Annotated in this window: 16 protein-coding genes; 3 read left to right on the forward strand and 13 right to left on the reverse strand. The window is 56.4% G+C overall.

Going from position 1 to position 15,440, the window contains the following annotated elements:
- Window positions 1–4 precede the first annotated feature (4 nt).
- From KGB03_RS13065 to rpmH, 13 genes are all read right to left on the reverse strand, one after another.
- Window positions 5–475 carry a F0F1 ATP synthase subunit B gene (locus KGB03_RS13065; protein WP_008155711.1) on the reverse strand — a complete coding sequence of 157 codons (471 nt, stop codon included), beginning with the start codon at window positions 473–475 and terminating at the stop codon, window positions 5–7.
- Between the two features lie 56 nt (window positions 476–531).
- Window positions 532–789, reverse strand: coding sequence for a F0F1 ATP synthase subunit C (atpE, locus tag KGB03_RS13070; protein ID WP_002555987.1), 258 nt, complete (start codon window positions 787–789; stop codon window positions 532–534).
- 133 nt (window positions 790–922) lie between these two features.
- Window positions 923–1,792, reverse strand: a complete 870-nt coding sequence (gene atpB / locus KGB03_RS13075) for a F0F1 ATP synthase subunit A (RefSeq protein WP_090177604.1) — start codon at window positions 1,790–1,792, stop codon at window positions 923–925.
- Between the two features lie 16 nt (window positions 1,793–1,808).
- On the reverse strand, window positions 1,809–2,216 hold the full coding sequence (locus KGB03_RS13080; protein ID WP_007948092.1) for a F0F1 ATP synthase subunit I: 408 nt from the start codon (window positions 2,214–2,216) through the stop codon (window positions 1,809–1,811).
- A 148-nt stretch (window positions 2,217–2,364) separates the two neighbouring features.
- On the reverse strand, window positions 2,365–3,237 hold the full coding sequence (locus KGB03_RS13085) for a ParB/RepB/Spo0J family partition protein (protein WP_008027541.1): 873 nt from the start codon (window positions 3,235–3,237) through the stop codon (window positions 2,365–2,367).
- 9 nt (window positions 3,238–3,246) lie between these two features.
- A complete protein-coding gene (locus tag KGB03_RS13090) occupies window positions 3,247–4,044 on the reverse strand; it encodes a ParA family protein (protein ID WP_008155709.1) in 798 nt (265 codons plus the stop codon).
- A gap of 18 nt (window positions 4,045–4,062) precedes the next feature.
- Window positions 4,063–4,707, reverse strand: a complete 645-nt coding sequence (rsmG, locus tag KGB03_RS13095; protein WP_008155708.1) for a 16S rRNA (guanine(527)-N(7))-methyltransferase RsmG — start codon at window positions 4,705–4,707, stop codon at window positions 4,063–4,065.
- Window positions 4,704–6,602, reverse strand: coding sequence for a tRNA uridine-5-carboxymethylaminomethyl(34) synthesis enzyme MnmG (gene mnmG / locus KGB03_RS13100; protein WP_223527233.1), 1,899 nt, complete (start codon window positions 6,600–6,602; stop codon window positions 4,704–4,706). Before mnmG ends, rsmG begins: the two co-directional genes overlap by 4 nt.
- 552 nt (window positions 6,603–7,154) lie before the next feature.
- Window positions 7,155–8,525 (reverse strand): tRNA uridine-5-carboxymethylaminomethyl(34) synthesis GTPase MnmE, encoded by a 1,371-nt coding sequence (mnmE, locus tag KGB03_RS13105; RefSeq protein WP_223527234.1) that lies wholly within the window; start codon window positions 8,523–8,525, stop codon window positions 7,155–7,157.
- Between the two features lie 79 nt (window positions 8,526–8,604).
- Window positions 8,605–10,290: a membrane protein insertase YidC gene (yidC, locus tag KGB03_RS13110; protein WP_134098305.1), complete on the reverse strand. Its 1,686-nt coding sequence runs from the start codon at window positions 10,288–10,290 to the stop codon at window positions 8,605–8,607.
- A gap of 2 nt (window positions 10,291–10,292) precedes the next feature.
- Window positions 10,293–10,538, reverse strand: coding sequence for a membrane protein insertion efficiency factor YidD (gene yidD, locus KGB03_RS13115; protein WP_074872215.1), 246 nt, complete (start codon window positions 10,536–10,538; stop codon window positions 10,293–10,295).
- Window positions 10,531–10,932 (reverse strand): ribonuclease P protein component, encoded by a 402-nt coding sequence (gene rnpA, locus KGB03_RS13120; RefSeq protein WP_031319201.1) that lies wholly within the window; start codon window positions 10,930–10,932, stop codon window positions 10,531–10,533. The genes yidD and rnpA overlap by 8 nt, the downstream gene beginning before the upstream one ends.
- 16 nt (window positions 10,933–10,948) lie before the next feature.
- Window positions 10,949–11,083, reverse strand: coding sequence for a 50S ribosomal protein L34 (rpmH, locus tag KGB03_RS13125; protein ID WP_003213577.1), 135 nt, complete (start codon window positions 11,081–11,083; stop codon window positions 10,949–10,951).
- A gap of 567 nt (window positions 11,084–11,650) precedes the next feature.
- Here rpmH and dnaA point away from each other — a divergent pair.
- The 3 genes from dnaA to recF are packed head-to-tail and all read left to right on the forward strand — an operon-like array spanning window position 11,651 to window position 15,438.
- Complete coding sequence (gene dnaA / locus KGB03_RS13130; protein WP_008155703.1) at window positions 11,651–13,171, forward strand: chromosomal replication initiator protein DnaA; 1,521 nt, start codon at window positions 11,651–11,653, stop codon at window positions 13,169–13,171.
- Window positions 13,172–13,210: 39 nt separating this feature from the next.
- On the forward strand, window positions 13,211–14,314 hold the full coding sequence (gene dnaN, locus KGB03_RS13135) for a DNA polymerase III subunit beta (protein ID WP_223527235.1): 1,104 nt from the start codon (window positions 13,211–13,213) through the stop codon (window positions 14,312–14,314).
- A 20-nt stretch (window positions 14,315–14,334) separates the two neighbouring features.
- Window positions 14,335–15,438 (forward strand): DNA replication/repair protein RecF, encoded by a 1,104-nt coding sequence (gene recF / locus KGB03_RS13140; RefSeq protein WP_008155701.1) that lies wholly within the window; start codon window positions 14,335–14,337, stop codon window positions 15,436–15,438.
- The last annotated feature ends 2 nt before the right edge of the window (window positions 15,439–15,440 follow it).

Here is a 15,440-nt window from a genome sequence, read left to right on the forward strand (position 1 = left end):
TCGCTTAAATTTCAGCAGCCAGTTTGTTTACCAGCTCCGCGTGCGCGTTTTGATCGATTGTGGCACCCAGGATCTTCTCGGCGCCGCCAACGGCCAGAGCACCCAATTGGGCACGCAGCGCGTCTTTGACACTGTTCAGTTCCTGCTCGATCTCGGCCTGAGCCTGAACCTTCACACGGTCAGCGTCGATACGGGCTTTTTCAACAGCCTCTTCGACGATCTGGTTACCGCGTTTCTTGGCTTGCTCAATGATTTCAGCTGCCTGAGCTTTTGCTTCGCGCAGTTGATGACCCGCTTTCTCTTGGGCCAACTCCAGGTCGCGAGCTGCTCGGCTGGCAGCATCCAGTCCATCCGCGATCTTCTTCTGACGTTCGTGCAAAGCCGCGATGACCGGAGGCCACACGAACTTCATGCAAAACAGTACAAAAATGAAGAACGCAACGGACTGGCCAATCAGGGTTGCATTAATGTTCACGCCAACACCTCGCTCGTTCGTTGCACATCACACCAATTACTCGAAGGTTCGAGTAATTAGCCAGCGAGTTGACCAACGAATGGGTTCGCGAAGGTGAAGAACAGAGCGATACCAACACCGATCATGGTTACGGCGTCGAGCAGACCGGCAACGATGAACATTTTGACTTGCAGCATTGGAACCATCTCTGGCTGACGCGCTGCGCCTTCCAGGAACTTGCCGCCCAACAGGCCGAAACCAATTGCGGTACCCAGTGCGCCCAGGCCGATCAACAGTGCAACAGCGATAGCGGTTAGACCAACTACAGTTTCCATCTTTCCTCCCGACTTTTACGTCGTATGGTTTAGGTTTTTTAGATTTTAAAGCGGTAAAACAAATCGTTTCATAGCCCTGTTCGGGCACCCACTCGTTTGACCGAGTGGGACATCAGACTAGTCGAGACTGGTCTTAATGGTTCTCTTCGTGCGCCATCGACAAGTAAACGATGGTCAGCATCATGAAGATAAACGCCTGCAGGGTGATGATCAGGATGTGGAACACAGCCCACGCCCACTGCAGAACTATGCCCAGGCCGCTAAGCCAGAGCAGACCACTGCCGAACATCACAGCAATCAGAATGAAGACCAGTTCGCCGGCGTACATGTTGCCGAACAGACGCAGTGCCAGGGAGATTGGCTTGGCCACCAGCGTCACGAACTCCAGCAGGAAGTTCACCGGGATCAGCAGGGCTTGAACGAAGATGTTCTTGCTGCCGAAAGGGTGCAGGGTCAGTTCGCCGATGAAGCCGCCGATGCCCTTGACCTTGATGCTGTAGAAAATGATCAACGCGAATACCGACAGGGCCATGCCCAGGGTCGCGTTCGGGTCAGTGGTCGACACCGCACGGAACGGAATGTGATGGTCGCCAGTGATCAGGATGGCCAGCTGAGGAATCCAGTCGACCGGGATCAGGTCGACGGCGTTCATCAGGAAGACCCAGACGAAGATGGTCAGTGCCAACGGTGCAATCACCGGGCTACGGCCATGGAAGCTGTCTTTCACGCTGCCATCGACGAATTCGACCAATACTTCAACGAAGTTCTGCAAAGCACCAGGCTGACCGGAAGTCGCCTTCTTTGCCGCCATGCGGAAAAGAAGAACGAAGATCAGACCCAACGCGACCGACCAGCCGAGAGTATCGACGTGGAAAGCCCAGAAGCCCATTTCTTTGGCTTCTGCTGCGGTGTGGGCAAAACCCCACCCGCCAGTTGGGTGCTGACCGAAGGTCAGGTTCTGCAAGTGGTGCTGGATATAGCCCGAAGCGGTTGTCTCTGCCATGGTTGCCTCAAACGCCCTAAGGTCTCGAAAGTCTTGTTCTCATCAGCAGGGGCGCGAACCAGCTGACCAGTTGGGTCAACACGAAGACGCCGAATACAGCTAGCGGCGCCAATGGCTTCACACCTGCAAACGTCAATGCAAAGAGCACTGCCGTCAAAATTAGTTTGCCCGCCTCGCCGGCATAAAAAGACCGGACGATGGCTTGAGCTGCTCGGGCGCCGGAAAACCGAAATGCCCTGTGAGCGAAATAAACATTGGGTAGCAAGGCTATCAGGCCTCCGCAGAGTCCTGAGTACCCGGCTACGACTCCATGCCAGTACCAAAGCGCCAAAGCGGCCAGTACCAAAACGACAAATTGAGCCAGTAGGACCGGAAAAACTGCCAGGCGATGGAACGGCAAGCGGTTTGGCGTGCGGCTCTCCATCGTTTTTGCTCCCCAATGATCGGCTGCCAGAATTCAATAACTTGGCATAATTTGTGCCGACAAAATGCGCGCAGAGTATAGGGGCGGTTCTGCCCCTATTCAACTGTCAGGTAGTGATTTCCGACTGCACGCTACATGAGGAAATGTTTCAGCGAATGTGCGCAAGTACACCTTGAAGCTCATCGAGGGAGTTGTAACCGATCACCAACTGCCCCTTCCCCTTTTTCCCGTGGCGAATCTGCACCGCAGAGCCTAGGCGCTCAGCCAGACGCTGTTCGAGTCGAGCGATATCCGGGTCCGGCTTTACCGGTTCAGCAGGTTCCTGTTTACCACTCAACCACTGGCGAACCAGTGCTTCAGTCTGGCGTACAGTCAGCCCCCGTGCGACAACATGTCGCGCCCCTTCAACCTGTTGATTTTCCGGTAAACCGAGCAAAGCACGGGCATGACCCATTTCCAGGTCGCCGTGGGACAGCATGGTTTTGATGACTTCCGGCAACGCGATCAAGCGTAGCAGGTTGGCCACGGTCACGCGGGATTTGCCCACGGCTTCGGCCACTTGTTGCTGCGTCAGCTGGAATTCCTGCTGCAAACGCTGCAACGCAACCGCTTCTTCGATCGGGTTGAGGTCTTCGCGCTGGATGTTCTCGATCAGCGCCATGGCGATCGCAGTTTCATCCGGCACATCACGAACCATTGCCGGGATGGTTTCCTGGCCCGCTTGCTGGCTGGCGCGCCAGCGGCGTTCACCGGCGATGATTTCGAAGCGACCGCTGCCAATCGGACGAACCACGATCGGCTGCATCACACCCTGAGCCTTGATCGACTGCGCCAGCTCTTCCAGCGCCTGGGGATCCATATCCCGGCGCGGCTGGTACTTGCCGCGCTGGATCAGGTCCAGAGGCAGGTGCTGCAGCTCACGCTGATCAGCCTGCACCGCTTGTTCTTCCAGCGAGCTGACAGTCGGACCACTCAGCAGTGCATCCAGTCCACGTCCGAGACCTCGTTTCTTGACGGCCATGGGGATTCCTTAAGTTGCCTGAGCAGCGGCAGTGCGTGAGTTTTTGCGTTGACGACGAACCATCTCGCCCGCCAATGCCAGATAGGCAATGGCGCCCCGCGATGATTTGTCGTACGCCAGCGCCGGCATGCCATAGCTTGGTGCTTCAGCCAGGCGGATGTTGCGCGGAATCACCGTGTCGTAGAGCTGCTCGCCGAAGTGTTCCTTGAGCTGCGCCGAAACATCGTTCATCAGGCTCAGGCGCGGGTCATACATGGTCCGCAACAGGCCTTCGACTTTCAGGTTCGGGTTCAGCAACTCAGCGATGCGCTTGATGTTATCCACAAGGTCGCTCAAACCTTCGAGCGCGAAGTACTCGCACTGCATGGGGATAATCACCCCGTCAGCAGCGACCAAAGCGTTCAGCGTGAGCATCGACAACGACGGCGGGCAGTCGATCAAAATGTAATCGTAGTTTTCACGGATCGGCGCCAGCGCGCTGCGCAGGCGGCTTTCCTTCATCTGCATTTCCAGCAGAACCACTTCGGCCGCGGTCAGGTCGCGGTTGGCCGGCAGCAGTTGGTAACCACCGTGCTCGGAGTAGTGCATGGCCTGGGCCAGATCGCATTCGCCGATCAGCAGGTCGTAGACCGAGTTCTCCAGGCCGTGTTTATCCACACCGCTACCCATGGTGGCGTTGCCCTGTGGATCGAGATCGATCAACAGCACCCGACGCTTGGTAGCGACCAGGGAAGCTGCGAGGTTGATACAGGTGGTGGTCTTGCCCACACCACCCTTTTGGTTCGCTATCGCGAATACCTTAGCCATTCTTGCTTGTGTTCCCAATCATGCCGTGCGGCGCAGTATCAGCAGATGGCGTTGGCCTTGGCAACCGGGTACGGCCAGGGCGTGTTCGCTATCGAGGTGGAAGTCTGCCGGCAATGCTACCAGCTCATCGGCGGGATGAACGCCCTTCATTGCCAGCCAACGTGTTTCGGTGTCGCCGAGGTGGCGAGTCCAGTTGCTGAAGTTCTCCATGCTGCTGAACGCCCGGGAAATGATCCCGTTGAATGGCTGAGCAGGTTGAAAAGCTTCGACGCGACTGTGGATAACTTGCAGGTTATCCAGTTTGAGTTCGAGTTTTACCTGAGTCAGGAAGCGGGTTTTCTTGCCGTTGCTGTCCAGGCAAGTCACTTGGGACTCCGGAAACAGGATGGCCAGCGGAATACCCGGCATGCCACCACCGCTGCCAACGTCCAGCCAGCGGCCGTTTTCGACGAACGACATCACGCTCAAACTATCGAGCAAGTGACGGGAAACCATTTCATCCGGATCGCGTACGGCGGTCAGGTTGTAAGCCTTGTTCCATTTGATCAACAGGGCCAGATAACCCAGCAGCTGAGCATGCTGGGTTTCTGTCAGCGTGACACCGAGCTGGCGAGCACCTGTGGATAACTCTTCTGCGTGTTGCGAGGTGACCAACGAACTCAAGCGCTTTGCTCCAACTGACGGCCCGCGCCGCGTTTTTTCAAATGAATCATCAACAGCGAAATCGCTGCCGGCGTCACACCCGGGATACGTGACGCCTGGCCCAAAGTCTCTGGACGGGTCGCCCCGAGCTTGCTCTGGATCTCTTTGGAGAGACCGGAAATATTCGTGTAATCGATATCCACAGGCAGTTTTGTGTCTTCGCTGGCCCGCAGCCGTGCGATTTCATCCTGCTGGCGATCGATGTAACCGGCGTATTTGGTCTTGATTTCGACCTGCTCGGCGACTTGTGGATCTTCTGCGCCGCCACCGGTCACGGCGATCAGACCAGCGTAGTCGATTTCCGGACGGCTCAGCAGGTTGAGCAAGTTGTATTCGTGGGTCAGCGGCGTGCCGAATTTCTCGGAAATCGCATCGCCTTGCTCGGTGCCCGGGCGAACCCAGGTACTTTTCAGGCGTTGTTCTTCCAGCGCAATGCTTTCGCGTTTGGTGCAGAACGCAGCCCAACGCGCGTCATCCACCAGACCCAGTTCGCGACCTTTTTCGGTCAAGCGCAGGTCGGCGTTGTCTTCACGCAAGATCAGGCGGTATTCGGCGCGGGAGGTGAACATCCGATACGGTTCCTGGGTACCCAGGGTAATCAGGTCGTCGACCAACACGCCGATGTACGCCTCGTCGCGACGCGGGCACCAGGCATCTTTGCCCTGAGCACGCAGTGCGGCGTTGGCCCCGGCCAGCAAACCCTGGGCGCCGGCTTCTTCGTAACCGGTGGTGCCGTTGATTTGCCCGGCGAAGAACAGACCGCCGATGACTTTGGTTTCCAGGTTGTACTTCAGGTCACGCGGGTCGAAGTAGTCGTATTCGATGGCATAACCCGGACGAACGATGTGCGCGTTTTCCATGCCGCGGATCGATTGCACGATCTGCAGTTGCACGTCGAACGGCAAGGATGTGGATATCCCGTTCGGGTACAGCTCGTTGGTCGTCAGGCCTTCCGGTTCGATAAAGACCTGATGGCTGTCCTTGTCGGCAAAGCGATGGATCTTGTCTTCGATCGACGGGCAGTACCGCGGACCGATGCCTTCGATCAACCCGGCATCGGAATACATCGGCGACCGATCCAGGTTGGCAGCAATGATTTCGTGGGTGCGGGCGTTGGTGTGGGTAATCCAGCAGCTAACCTGTTTCGGATGCTGCTCTTTGGAACCCATGAACGACATCACCGGGATCGGTGTATCGCCGGCTTGCTCGGTCATCACCGAGAAATCCACAGAACGACCGTCGATACGCGGCGGTGTACCGGTTTTCAGGCGACCGACGCGCAATGGCAATTCACGCAAACGGTGAGCCAGGGCGATCGACGGTGGATCACCGGCGCGGCCACCGGAAAAATTCTGCATTCCGATGTGGATAAGTCCACCGAGGAAGGTGCCAGTGGTCAACACCACGGAGTCCGCGAAGAAACGCAGGCCCATTTGGGTGACAACACCGCGCACTTGTTCCTGCTCGACGATCAGGTCGTCGGCAGCCTGTTGAAATATCCACAGGTTCGGCTGGTTTTCGAGGATTTCGCGGACAGCGGCCTTGTACAGAACCCGATCAGCCTGAGCGCGGGTTGCCCGCACGGCCGGGCCTTTGCGGCTGTTCAATACGCGAAATTGAATACCACCTTTATCGGTAGCGATGGCCATCGCGCCGCCGAGGGCATCGATTTCCTTGACCAGATGGCTTTTGCCTATCCCACCGATAGCGGGGTTGCAACTCATGGCACCGAGGGTTTCCACGTTATGCGTCAACAACAGGGTTTTTGCACCCATGCGTGCTGAGGCCAGTGCTGCCTCGGTACCGGCATGACCGCCGCCGATGACGATCACTTCAAAACGGGAAGGGAAATCCACCACGCACCTCGTGCCTGCTTCAGTTAGGTAATCAGGAATAGTTTGAGCTCAGGTTTTTGGACCTGGTCGGCAAGTATAGGGACTTCGCCCTTCCTAAAGAACCCTTTGCACAAAATTTAACCAGCTGTGGAGAAGTCGCGGTTATAGAAATTAAAAAGAGAGAAATTTATTAAATCTTTGTTTTTATGTTTATTTCTACTGAGCCACCTTTCTGTGGATAGAACTCTACAAGCCTTTATATTCAATGTGTACAGAGATTCAAAACCCTGTGGTCATGTGCCAAGGAGGCCCTTGGATAACCGGTTTAAGCCTGTGGATGAAAGGGGGGGGTTATCCACAGGGGCGGTTATCTTCAGTTTTGAGGCCCTGTTATCAACTGCCCTTAGTGGCAGTTATTCACAGGGCTTAATCCACAGAAAACGGCTGAATAAGCAAATCCCGGACACGGAAAATCCGCTCAAGCAGAAAGAATCGGCTCAGCACTGGAAGAGAATTGAAGAAAAGGAGGGAACAGACAGGCACGAATGGCCTGTCTGTGGACAACGGAGAGGATTATTTACCGATACAGAAGCTGGAAAAGATCCGTCCCAGCAGGTTATCGGAGCTGAATGCACCGGTGATTTCACCTAAAGCGTGCTGAGCCTGGCGCAAATCCTCGGCCAACAGTTCACCGGCACCCGCCAGGGTCAGCTGCTCACGGCCGTGCTCAAGGGAAGCACTGGCGTGACGCAACGCTTCAAGGTGACGCCTGCGAGCACTGAAGCTGCTTTCCGAGGTCTGTTCGTAGCCCATGCAGGCCTTGAGGTGATCGCGCAGCAATTCCAGCCCTTCACCTGCAGACTTGGCGCTCAGGCTGATGGTGACGTGGCCATCCTCGCTGATTTCCAGGGCAATGGCTTCGCCCGTGAGGTCTGCCTTGTTACGGATTAGCGTAACTTTCGCCGGATCAGGGCGGATTTCCAGGAATTCAGGCCATAACGCGAACGGATCAAGTGCCTCAGGAGCCGTAGCATCGACTACCAACAACACACGATCAGCCTCGCCAATTGCTTTCAATGCGCGTTCGACACCGATTTTTTCCACCTGGTCGTCGGTATCTCGCAGACCTGCGGTATCGACCACGTGCAGCGGCATGCCATCGATGTGGATATGTTCACGAAGAATGTCCCGGGTAGTGCCGGCAATCTCGGTGACGATAGCGGCTTCACGACCGGCCAGTGCATTCAACAGGCTGGATTTACCGGCATTCGGCCGGCCGGCGATCACCACGGTCATCCCGTCACGCAGCAAGGCACCCTGCCCGGCTTCTCGGAGTACGGTGGATAACTCGTCACGTACTTTGTCGAGCATGCTCAGTACGTGGCCATCGGCGAGGAAGTCGATTTCCTCTTCCGGGAAGTCGATCGCCGCTTCGACATAGATGCGCAGGCCAATCAGTTGCTCGGTGAGGTTATGCACACGCTCGGAAAATGCGCCTTGCAAGGAACGCAGGGCATTTCGTGCAGCTTGTGCAGAACTCGCCTCGATCAAGTCGGCGATGGCTTCGGCCTGAGCCAGATCGAGTTTGTCATTGAGGAACGCGCGCTCGCTGAATTCACCCGGCCGGGCCAACCGACAGCCCAGTTCCAGGCAACGCTTGAGCAGCATATCCAGAACTATCGGACCGCCATGGCCCTGGAGTTCCAGCACATCTTCACCGGTGAATGAGTTCGGGCCGGGAAAATACAAGGCGATGCCTTGATCCAGCACCTCATCGTTTTCACTGAGGAACGGGCCGTAGTGGGCAAATCTTGGCTTGAGTTCACGACCGCTGAAGGCCTTGGCCGCAACACTCGCCAGCGGCCCGGAAATACGGACGATGCCCACACCGCCACGACCTTGAGCGGTGGCGACGGCGGCGATGGTTTCACGAGGAACGCTCATAAACCGTTATCCAGACAAAAGTGACAGATAGCAAAACGCCCCACTAGGGGGCGTTTTGAGTGGTTATCCACAGTGTAAATCAGGCAGCTGCTTTGGTAGCTGCTTCGATCTTACGCGTGATGTACCACTGTTGGGCGATCGACAGGCAGTTGTTCACTACCCAGTACAGCACCAGACCAGCCGGGAACCACAGGAAGAAGAAGGTGAAGATGATTGGCATCAGCTTCATCACCTTGGCCTGCATCGGATCCGGAGGAGTCGGGTTCAACTGCTGCTGGATGAACATGGTTGCACCCATGATGATCGGCAGAATGAAGAACGGGTCCTTGATCGACAGGTCAGTAATCCACAGCATGAACGGCGCTTGGCGCATTTCAACGCTTTCCAGCAGAACCCAGTACAGCGAAAGGAAAACCGGCATCTGCACGAGGATTGGCAAGCAACCACCCAGCGGATTGATCTTTTCTTTCTTGTACAGCTCCATCATGGATTGCGACATTTTCTGCCGGTCGTCGCCATGTTGCTCTTTCAGCGCGGCCAGTTTCGGTGCCACTGCACGCATGCGCGCCATGGATTTGTAGCTGGCAGCCGACAGCGGGAAGAAAATCCCCTTGATCAGCATGGTCAGGAAGATGATCGACCAGCCCCAGTTACCGACCAGCGCGTGGATGTGTTGCAGCAGCCAGAAGATTGGCTGGGCAATGAACCACAGAATGCCGTAGTCGACGGTCAGTTCCAGACCTGGGGACAACTCTTTCAGCACAGCCTGGCTTTTCGGACCGGCATACAGAACGGCACTGGTCTCGGCTTTTGCACCTGGCGCGACAGACATTGCCGGTGCGGTGTAGCCGATGATGTAGTTGCCTTTGCTGTCTTTACGGGTCTGGACGAGGTTGTTCTCGCCTTTCGCCGGAATCCATGCGGTCACGAAGTAGTGCTGCAACCATGCAACCCAACCACCGTTAACGTTTTCTTTCAGCTGAGCCTTGTCCATGTCCTTCATGGACACTTTCTTGTACGGCTCGTTACTTGTCCACAGGGCGGCGCCCAGGTAAGTCGCGGTGCCGGTGGCAGTGCTGGAAGAAGGATCGGAGCTGGCGTCACGCTTCAATTGCGCGAACATTGCACCGGACCAGGGTTTGGCACTCTGGTTATCGATCAGGTAGGAAACGGTTACGTCATACAGGCCGCGTTTCAGGGTGAAACGCTTGATGTAGTTGACGCCGTCCTTGCTGAACTTCAGGTCTGCGACCAATTGGTCCTGACCGTCAGCCAGTTGGTAAATCTTCTTCTCCGAGGAGTAAACCGGACGACCGGCAGGACTTGCGTCCGGACCGTCGGTGCCGATCAAACCGCTTTGAGCCAGATAAGTCCGCTCGTTGCCGTTATCGAACAACTGGAATGGAATTTCCGGATGGTCCTGGCGACGTGGATACAGCGGCAGCGTCAACTGCGCAACATCACCACCTTGTGGATCGATTGCCAGGTTGAGCACATCCGTTTTGATCTGGATGAGGTCTTTGCTTGCAGCTACTGGTGTTTCAGCAGGTGCAGTTGCACTGGTATCGCTTGCGGCGCGTGGAATGTCGTCACTGACAGAAGCATTATTGCCAGTCGCCGTATCCGGTAGGCCCGGTGCGGTAGTACTGGAAGCAACATTCTGAGTCGGCAGGGCAGCCTGGCCATAGTCCTGGTTCCATTTAAGAACCATAACGTAGGACACGATTGCCAGGGCGACGATCAGGATCGTGCGTTTGATATCCATGATTACTCGGCCATCGAAGAAGAACGGGAGGTAGGGATAGATGGAACCGGGTCATAACCACCGGGATTCCACGGATGACAGCGACCTAAACGACGAAAGGCCAGCCAGCCACCGCGCAGAAGGCCATGATTTTCTATGGCTTCATACGCGTAGCAGGAACAACTGGGGTAGAAACGACAGTGACTGGCCATCAGAGGACTAATGGCATAGCGATAAAACTGGATCGGAACGAGTGCCAGTTTACGCATCGGGACTGTCTACCCCTACAGTTTCGGTTTTGACTGCTGGTACCGGCGTGCTACGTGCCAGACGCTTCCAGAGTTTGCCGAAATGCTGAATCAATTCGGGGTTTTCTACGTCACCCAAACCTTTGCGCGCGACGATAACGATGTCCCAGCCGGCCAGTGAGTCCTGGTTCAGACGGAACGATTCGCGCATCAGACGTTTGAGGCGATTGCGCTCGACGGAGAGCTTTACGCTCTTTTTCCCGATAACCAGCCCGAGACGGGGGTGATCGAGATCGTTGTTGCGCGCAAGGAGCAGGAGATTTTTCCCCGGAACCTTGCCGGTAGGGGAGTCAAAGACTGCCTTGAAATGCCGGGGAGTAAGCAGACGCTTTTCCCGACTGAAGTCCTGACTCACCTCCAGTGCCGGATTATCAAACTGCCAGACGCGCACGACCTTTGGCGCGACGACGCGACAGGACGGCACGACCGTTCTTGGTAGCCATGCGAGCACGGAAACCGTGGGTACGAGCGCGTTTGATAGTGCTTGGTTGGAAAGTACGTTTCATTGTCGTGTTACCTGGTTCGTCCACAACGGGCCGGAATGGCCCCCGTTTTAAGAGACCGGGGATTCTAGAGAAAGCAAGCCTCTAGGTCAATTTCCAACCAGCGTTTCCTTATAAATAGATCTCCAGACGTTTTTCCTGTCCAGCTCCCCGGCTAGATATAGAAATTAAGAAGGAAAGTATTTAAAGCTTTTCTGTAAAGCTTATAAAAGCTAGGGAGGCGATCATCTGTGGATAACTGCCATCAGACCTTTAAAGTCGTGATGTACAGAGAATGACAACTACAGTGGAAAACAGTGGTAACCCTGTGCTGCGCTGTCGGATAAGCTGTGTGTGAAAGAGGTACTTATCCACAGGGTGGTTATCCACCGAGTTTCCCCCCTACTTGTGCAACGACCTTAGACCCGGTTATCCACAGAGCTTATGCACAGACCGCTGGTCGTCTTTTTTTCGTATAAATCACTGATTCTTCATGGGAGGTGCACAACCTTCGTGTGGATAAGTCGGGGCTTGGTCGGCTACAATGGCGGCTTGTTTTTGCCTCACCGGCTTTCAACTTAGGGGATATCCGTGTCAGTGGAACTTTGGCAGCAGTGCGTGGAGCTTTTGCGCGATGAGCTGCCTGCCCAACAATTCAACACTTGGATCCGTCCACTACAGGTCGAAGCCGAAGGCGACGAGTTGCGTGTCTACGCACCGAATCGTTTTGTTCTCGACTGGGTCAACGAAAAGTACCTGGGCCGCGTTCTTGAACTGCTGGATGAGCATGGCAACGGCATGGCGCCGGCGCTGTCCTTATTAATAGGCAGCAAACGCAGTTCGGCACCACGTGCCGCCCCGAATGCTCCGTTGGCTGCCGCTGCTTCACAGGCTCAGGCTGCTCAAGCACCCGTCAGCGCCCCGGCACCAGCCCAGGTAACCGCTCCGACCAAGCGTGCGACGCAAAAAGTTGCCGACATTAATGAAGAGCCATCGCGCGACAGTTTCGACCCGATGGCCGGGGCCAGTTCGCAACAAGCTCCGATTCGCGCCGAACAGCGTACGGTGCAGGTCGAAGGCGCGCTCAAGCACACCAGCTACCTGAACCGCACCTTCACCTTCGAAAACTTCGTCGAGGGCAAGTCCAACCAACTGGCCCGGGCTGCGGCCTGGCAAGTGGCGGACAATCCCAAGCACGGTTACAACCCGCTCTTCCTTTATGGTGGCGTCGGCTTGGGTAAAACCCACTTGATGCACGCTGTGGGTAACCACCTGTTAAAGAAGAATCCGAATGCCAAGGTTGTGTACCTGCATTCCGAGCGGTTCGTGGCCGATATGGTCAAGGCCCTGCAGCTGAACGCTATCAACGAGTTCAAGCGCTTCTACCGTTCAGTGGATGCGTTGCTGATCGATGACATTCAATTCTTCGCCCGCAAGGAACGTTCCCAGGAAGAGTTTTTCCACACCTTCAACGCCCTGCTTGAAGGTGGCCAGCAGGTCATTCTCACCAGTGACCGCTACCCGAAAGAAATCGAAGGCCTTGAAGAGCGCCTCAAATCCCGCTTCGGCTGGGGCCTGACGGTTGCCGTCGAGCCGCCGGAGCTGGAAACCCGCGTGGCGATCCTGATGAAAAAGGCCGATCAGGCCAAAGTCGATCTGCCCCATGACGCGGCATTCTTCATTGCCCAGCGTATTCGTTCCAACGTCCGTGAGCTGGAAGGCGCGCTCAAACGCGTGATCGCCCACTCGCACTTCATGGGCCGCGATATCACCATCGAGTTGATTCGCGAATCCCTGAAAGATCTGTTGGCACTGCAAGACAAACTGGTCTCTGTGGATAACATTCAGCGCACTGTCGCCGAGTACTACAAGATCAAGATCTCCGACCTGCTGTCCAAGCGTCGTTCACGCTCGGTCGCTCGTCCGCGTCAGGTTGCCATGGCGTTGTCCAAAGAGTTGACTAACCACAGCCTGCCGGAAATCGGCGATGTGTTTGGCGGCCGCGACCACACGACCGTTTTGCACGCCTGCCGCAAGATCAATGAACTTAAGGAATCCGACGCGGACATCCGCGAGGACTATAAGAACCTGCTGCGTACACTGACCACTTGATGAACACCAGCGCAGCTTATTAAGGCAAGGGACTAGACCATGCATTTCACCATTCAACGCGAAGCCCTGTTGAAACCCCTGCAACTGGTCGCAGGCGTCGTCGAGCGCCGACAGACCTTGCCGGTGCTCTCCAACGTGCTGCTGGTTGTCGAAGGCCAGCAATTGTCGCTGACCGGTACCGACCTGGAAGTCGAGCTGGTCGGTCGTGTACAACTCGAAGAGCCTTCTGATCCAGGTTCCATCACTGTGCCTGCGCGCAAGCTGATGGATATCTGCAAAAGCTTGCCCAACGATGCGCTGATCGACATCAAGGTCGACGAGCAGAAGCTCGTGGTGAAGGCCGGCCGTAGCCGCTTCACCCTGTCGACCCTGCCGGCCAATGACTTCCCGACTGTGGAAGAAGGCCCAGGCTCGTTGACGTGCAGCCTTGAGCAAAGCAAATTGCGTCGTCTGATCGAACGCACCAGCTTCGCCATGGCCCAGCAGGACGTGCGCTATTACCTCAACGGTATGCTGCTGGAAGTTTCCGAAGGCATCATCCGCGCCGTGGCCACCGACGGTCACCGTCTGGCCATGTGCTCGATGAAGGCCGATATCGGTCAGCCGGACCGCCACCAGGTCATCGTGCCACGTAAAGGTATCCTTGAACTGGCGCGCTTGCTGACTGAGCCGGACGGCATCGTCAGCATCGTCCTGGGTCAACACCACATTCGCGCCACCACCGGCGAGTTCACCTTCACCTCGAAACTGGTCGACGGCAAATTCCCGGACTACGAACGTGTTCTGCCAAAAGGTGGCGACAAGCTGGTACTCGGCGATCGTCAGGCCCTGCGTGAAGCCTTCAGCCGTACCGCGATTCTGTCCAACGAGAAGTACCGCGGCATCCGTCTGCAATTGGCCAATGGCCAACTGAAGATCCAGGCGAACAACCCGGAACAGGAAGAAGCGGAAGAAGAAGTGGGCGTCGAGTACAACGGCGGCAATCTGGAAATCGGCTTCAACGTGAGCTATCTGCTCGACGTACTGGGCGTGATGACCACTGAGCAGGTTCGTTTGATCCTGTCCGACTCCAACAGCAGCGCGCTGGTGCAAGAGTCCGACAACGACGACTCGGCCTACGTTGTCATGCCGATGCGTCTGTAATCATGCTCAGCAGAAGCTAGATGTCCTTAAGTCGCGTCTCGGTCACCGCGGTGCGCAATCTGCACCCGGTGACCTTCTCCCCCTCCCCCCGAATCAACATTCTTTACGGCGCCAACGGCAGCGGCAAAACCAGTGTTCTGGAGGCCATTCACCTGCTGGGGCTTGCCCGTTCGTTTCGTAGCACCCGCCTGTTACCGGTCATCCAGTACGAGCAGCTCGCCTGTACGGTGTTTGGTCAGGTGGAGTTGGCCGAGGGTGGGCACAGCGCTTTGGGGATCTCCCGAGACCGGCAAGGGGAGTTCCAGATTCGCATCGACGGGCAGAATGCCCGGAGCGCGGCGCAACTGGCGGAAATCCTGCCGCTGCAGTTGATCAACCCTGACAGTTTCCGCTTGCTGGAAGGCGCACCGAAGATTCGCCGACAGTTTCTCGACTGGGGCGTGTTCCACGTGGAACCCCGATTCATGTCCACCTGGCAGCGCTTGCAGAAGGCCCTGCGCCAGAGAAACTCTTGGCTGCGGCATGGTACACTTGACGCCGTTTCGCAAGCGGTTTGGGACAGGGAACTGTGCCAGGCCAGCGCTGAAATTGATGAATACCGCCGCGCATATATCAAAGCCTTGAAACCAGTCTTTGAACAGACCTTGAGCGAACTGGTTGAGCTCGAGGGCTTAACGCTCAGCTATTACCGAGGTTGGGACAAAGACCGAGAACTGAGTGCAGTGCTCGCCGGGTCCCTTCAGCGGGATCAGCAAATGGGTCATACCCAGGCCGGACCACAGCGTGCTGATTTGCGTCTTAGATTGGGCGCACATAACGCCGCGGACATCTTGTCTCGCGGTCAGCAGAAGTTGGTGGTCTGTGCATTGCGGATTGCCCAAGGGCACTTGGTCAGCCAGGCCCGACGGGGCCAGTGTATTTATCTGGTGGATGACCTGCCGTCCGAACTGGACGAGCACCACCGCCGCGCGCTTTGCCGCTTGCTGGAAGACTTACGCTGCCAGGTGTTTATCACCTGTGTAGATCACGAATTATTGAGGGAAGGCTGGCAGACGGATACGCCAGTCGCTCTGTTCCACGTGGAACAGGGCCGTATCACCCAGACCCACGACCATCGGGAGTGAAG

The organism is Pseudomonas sp. BF-B-26, from assembly GCF_019956495.1.
Lineage (GTDB): Bacteria > Pseudomonadota > Gammaproteobacteria > Pseudomonadales > Pseudomonadaceae > Aquipseudomonas.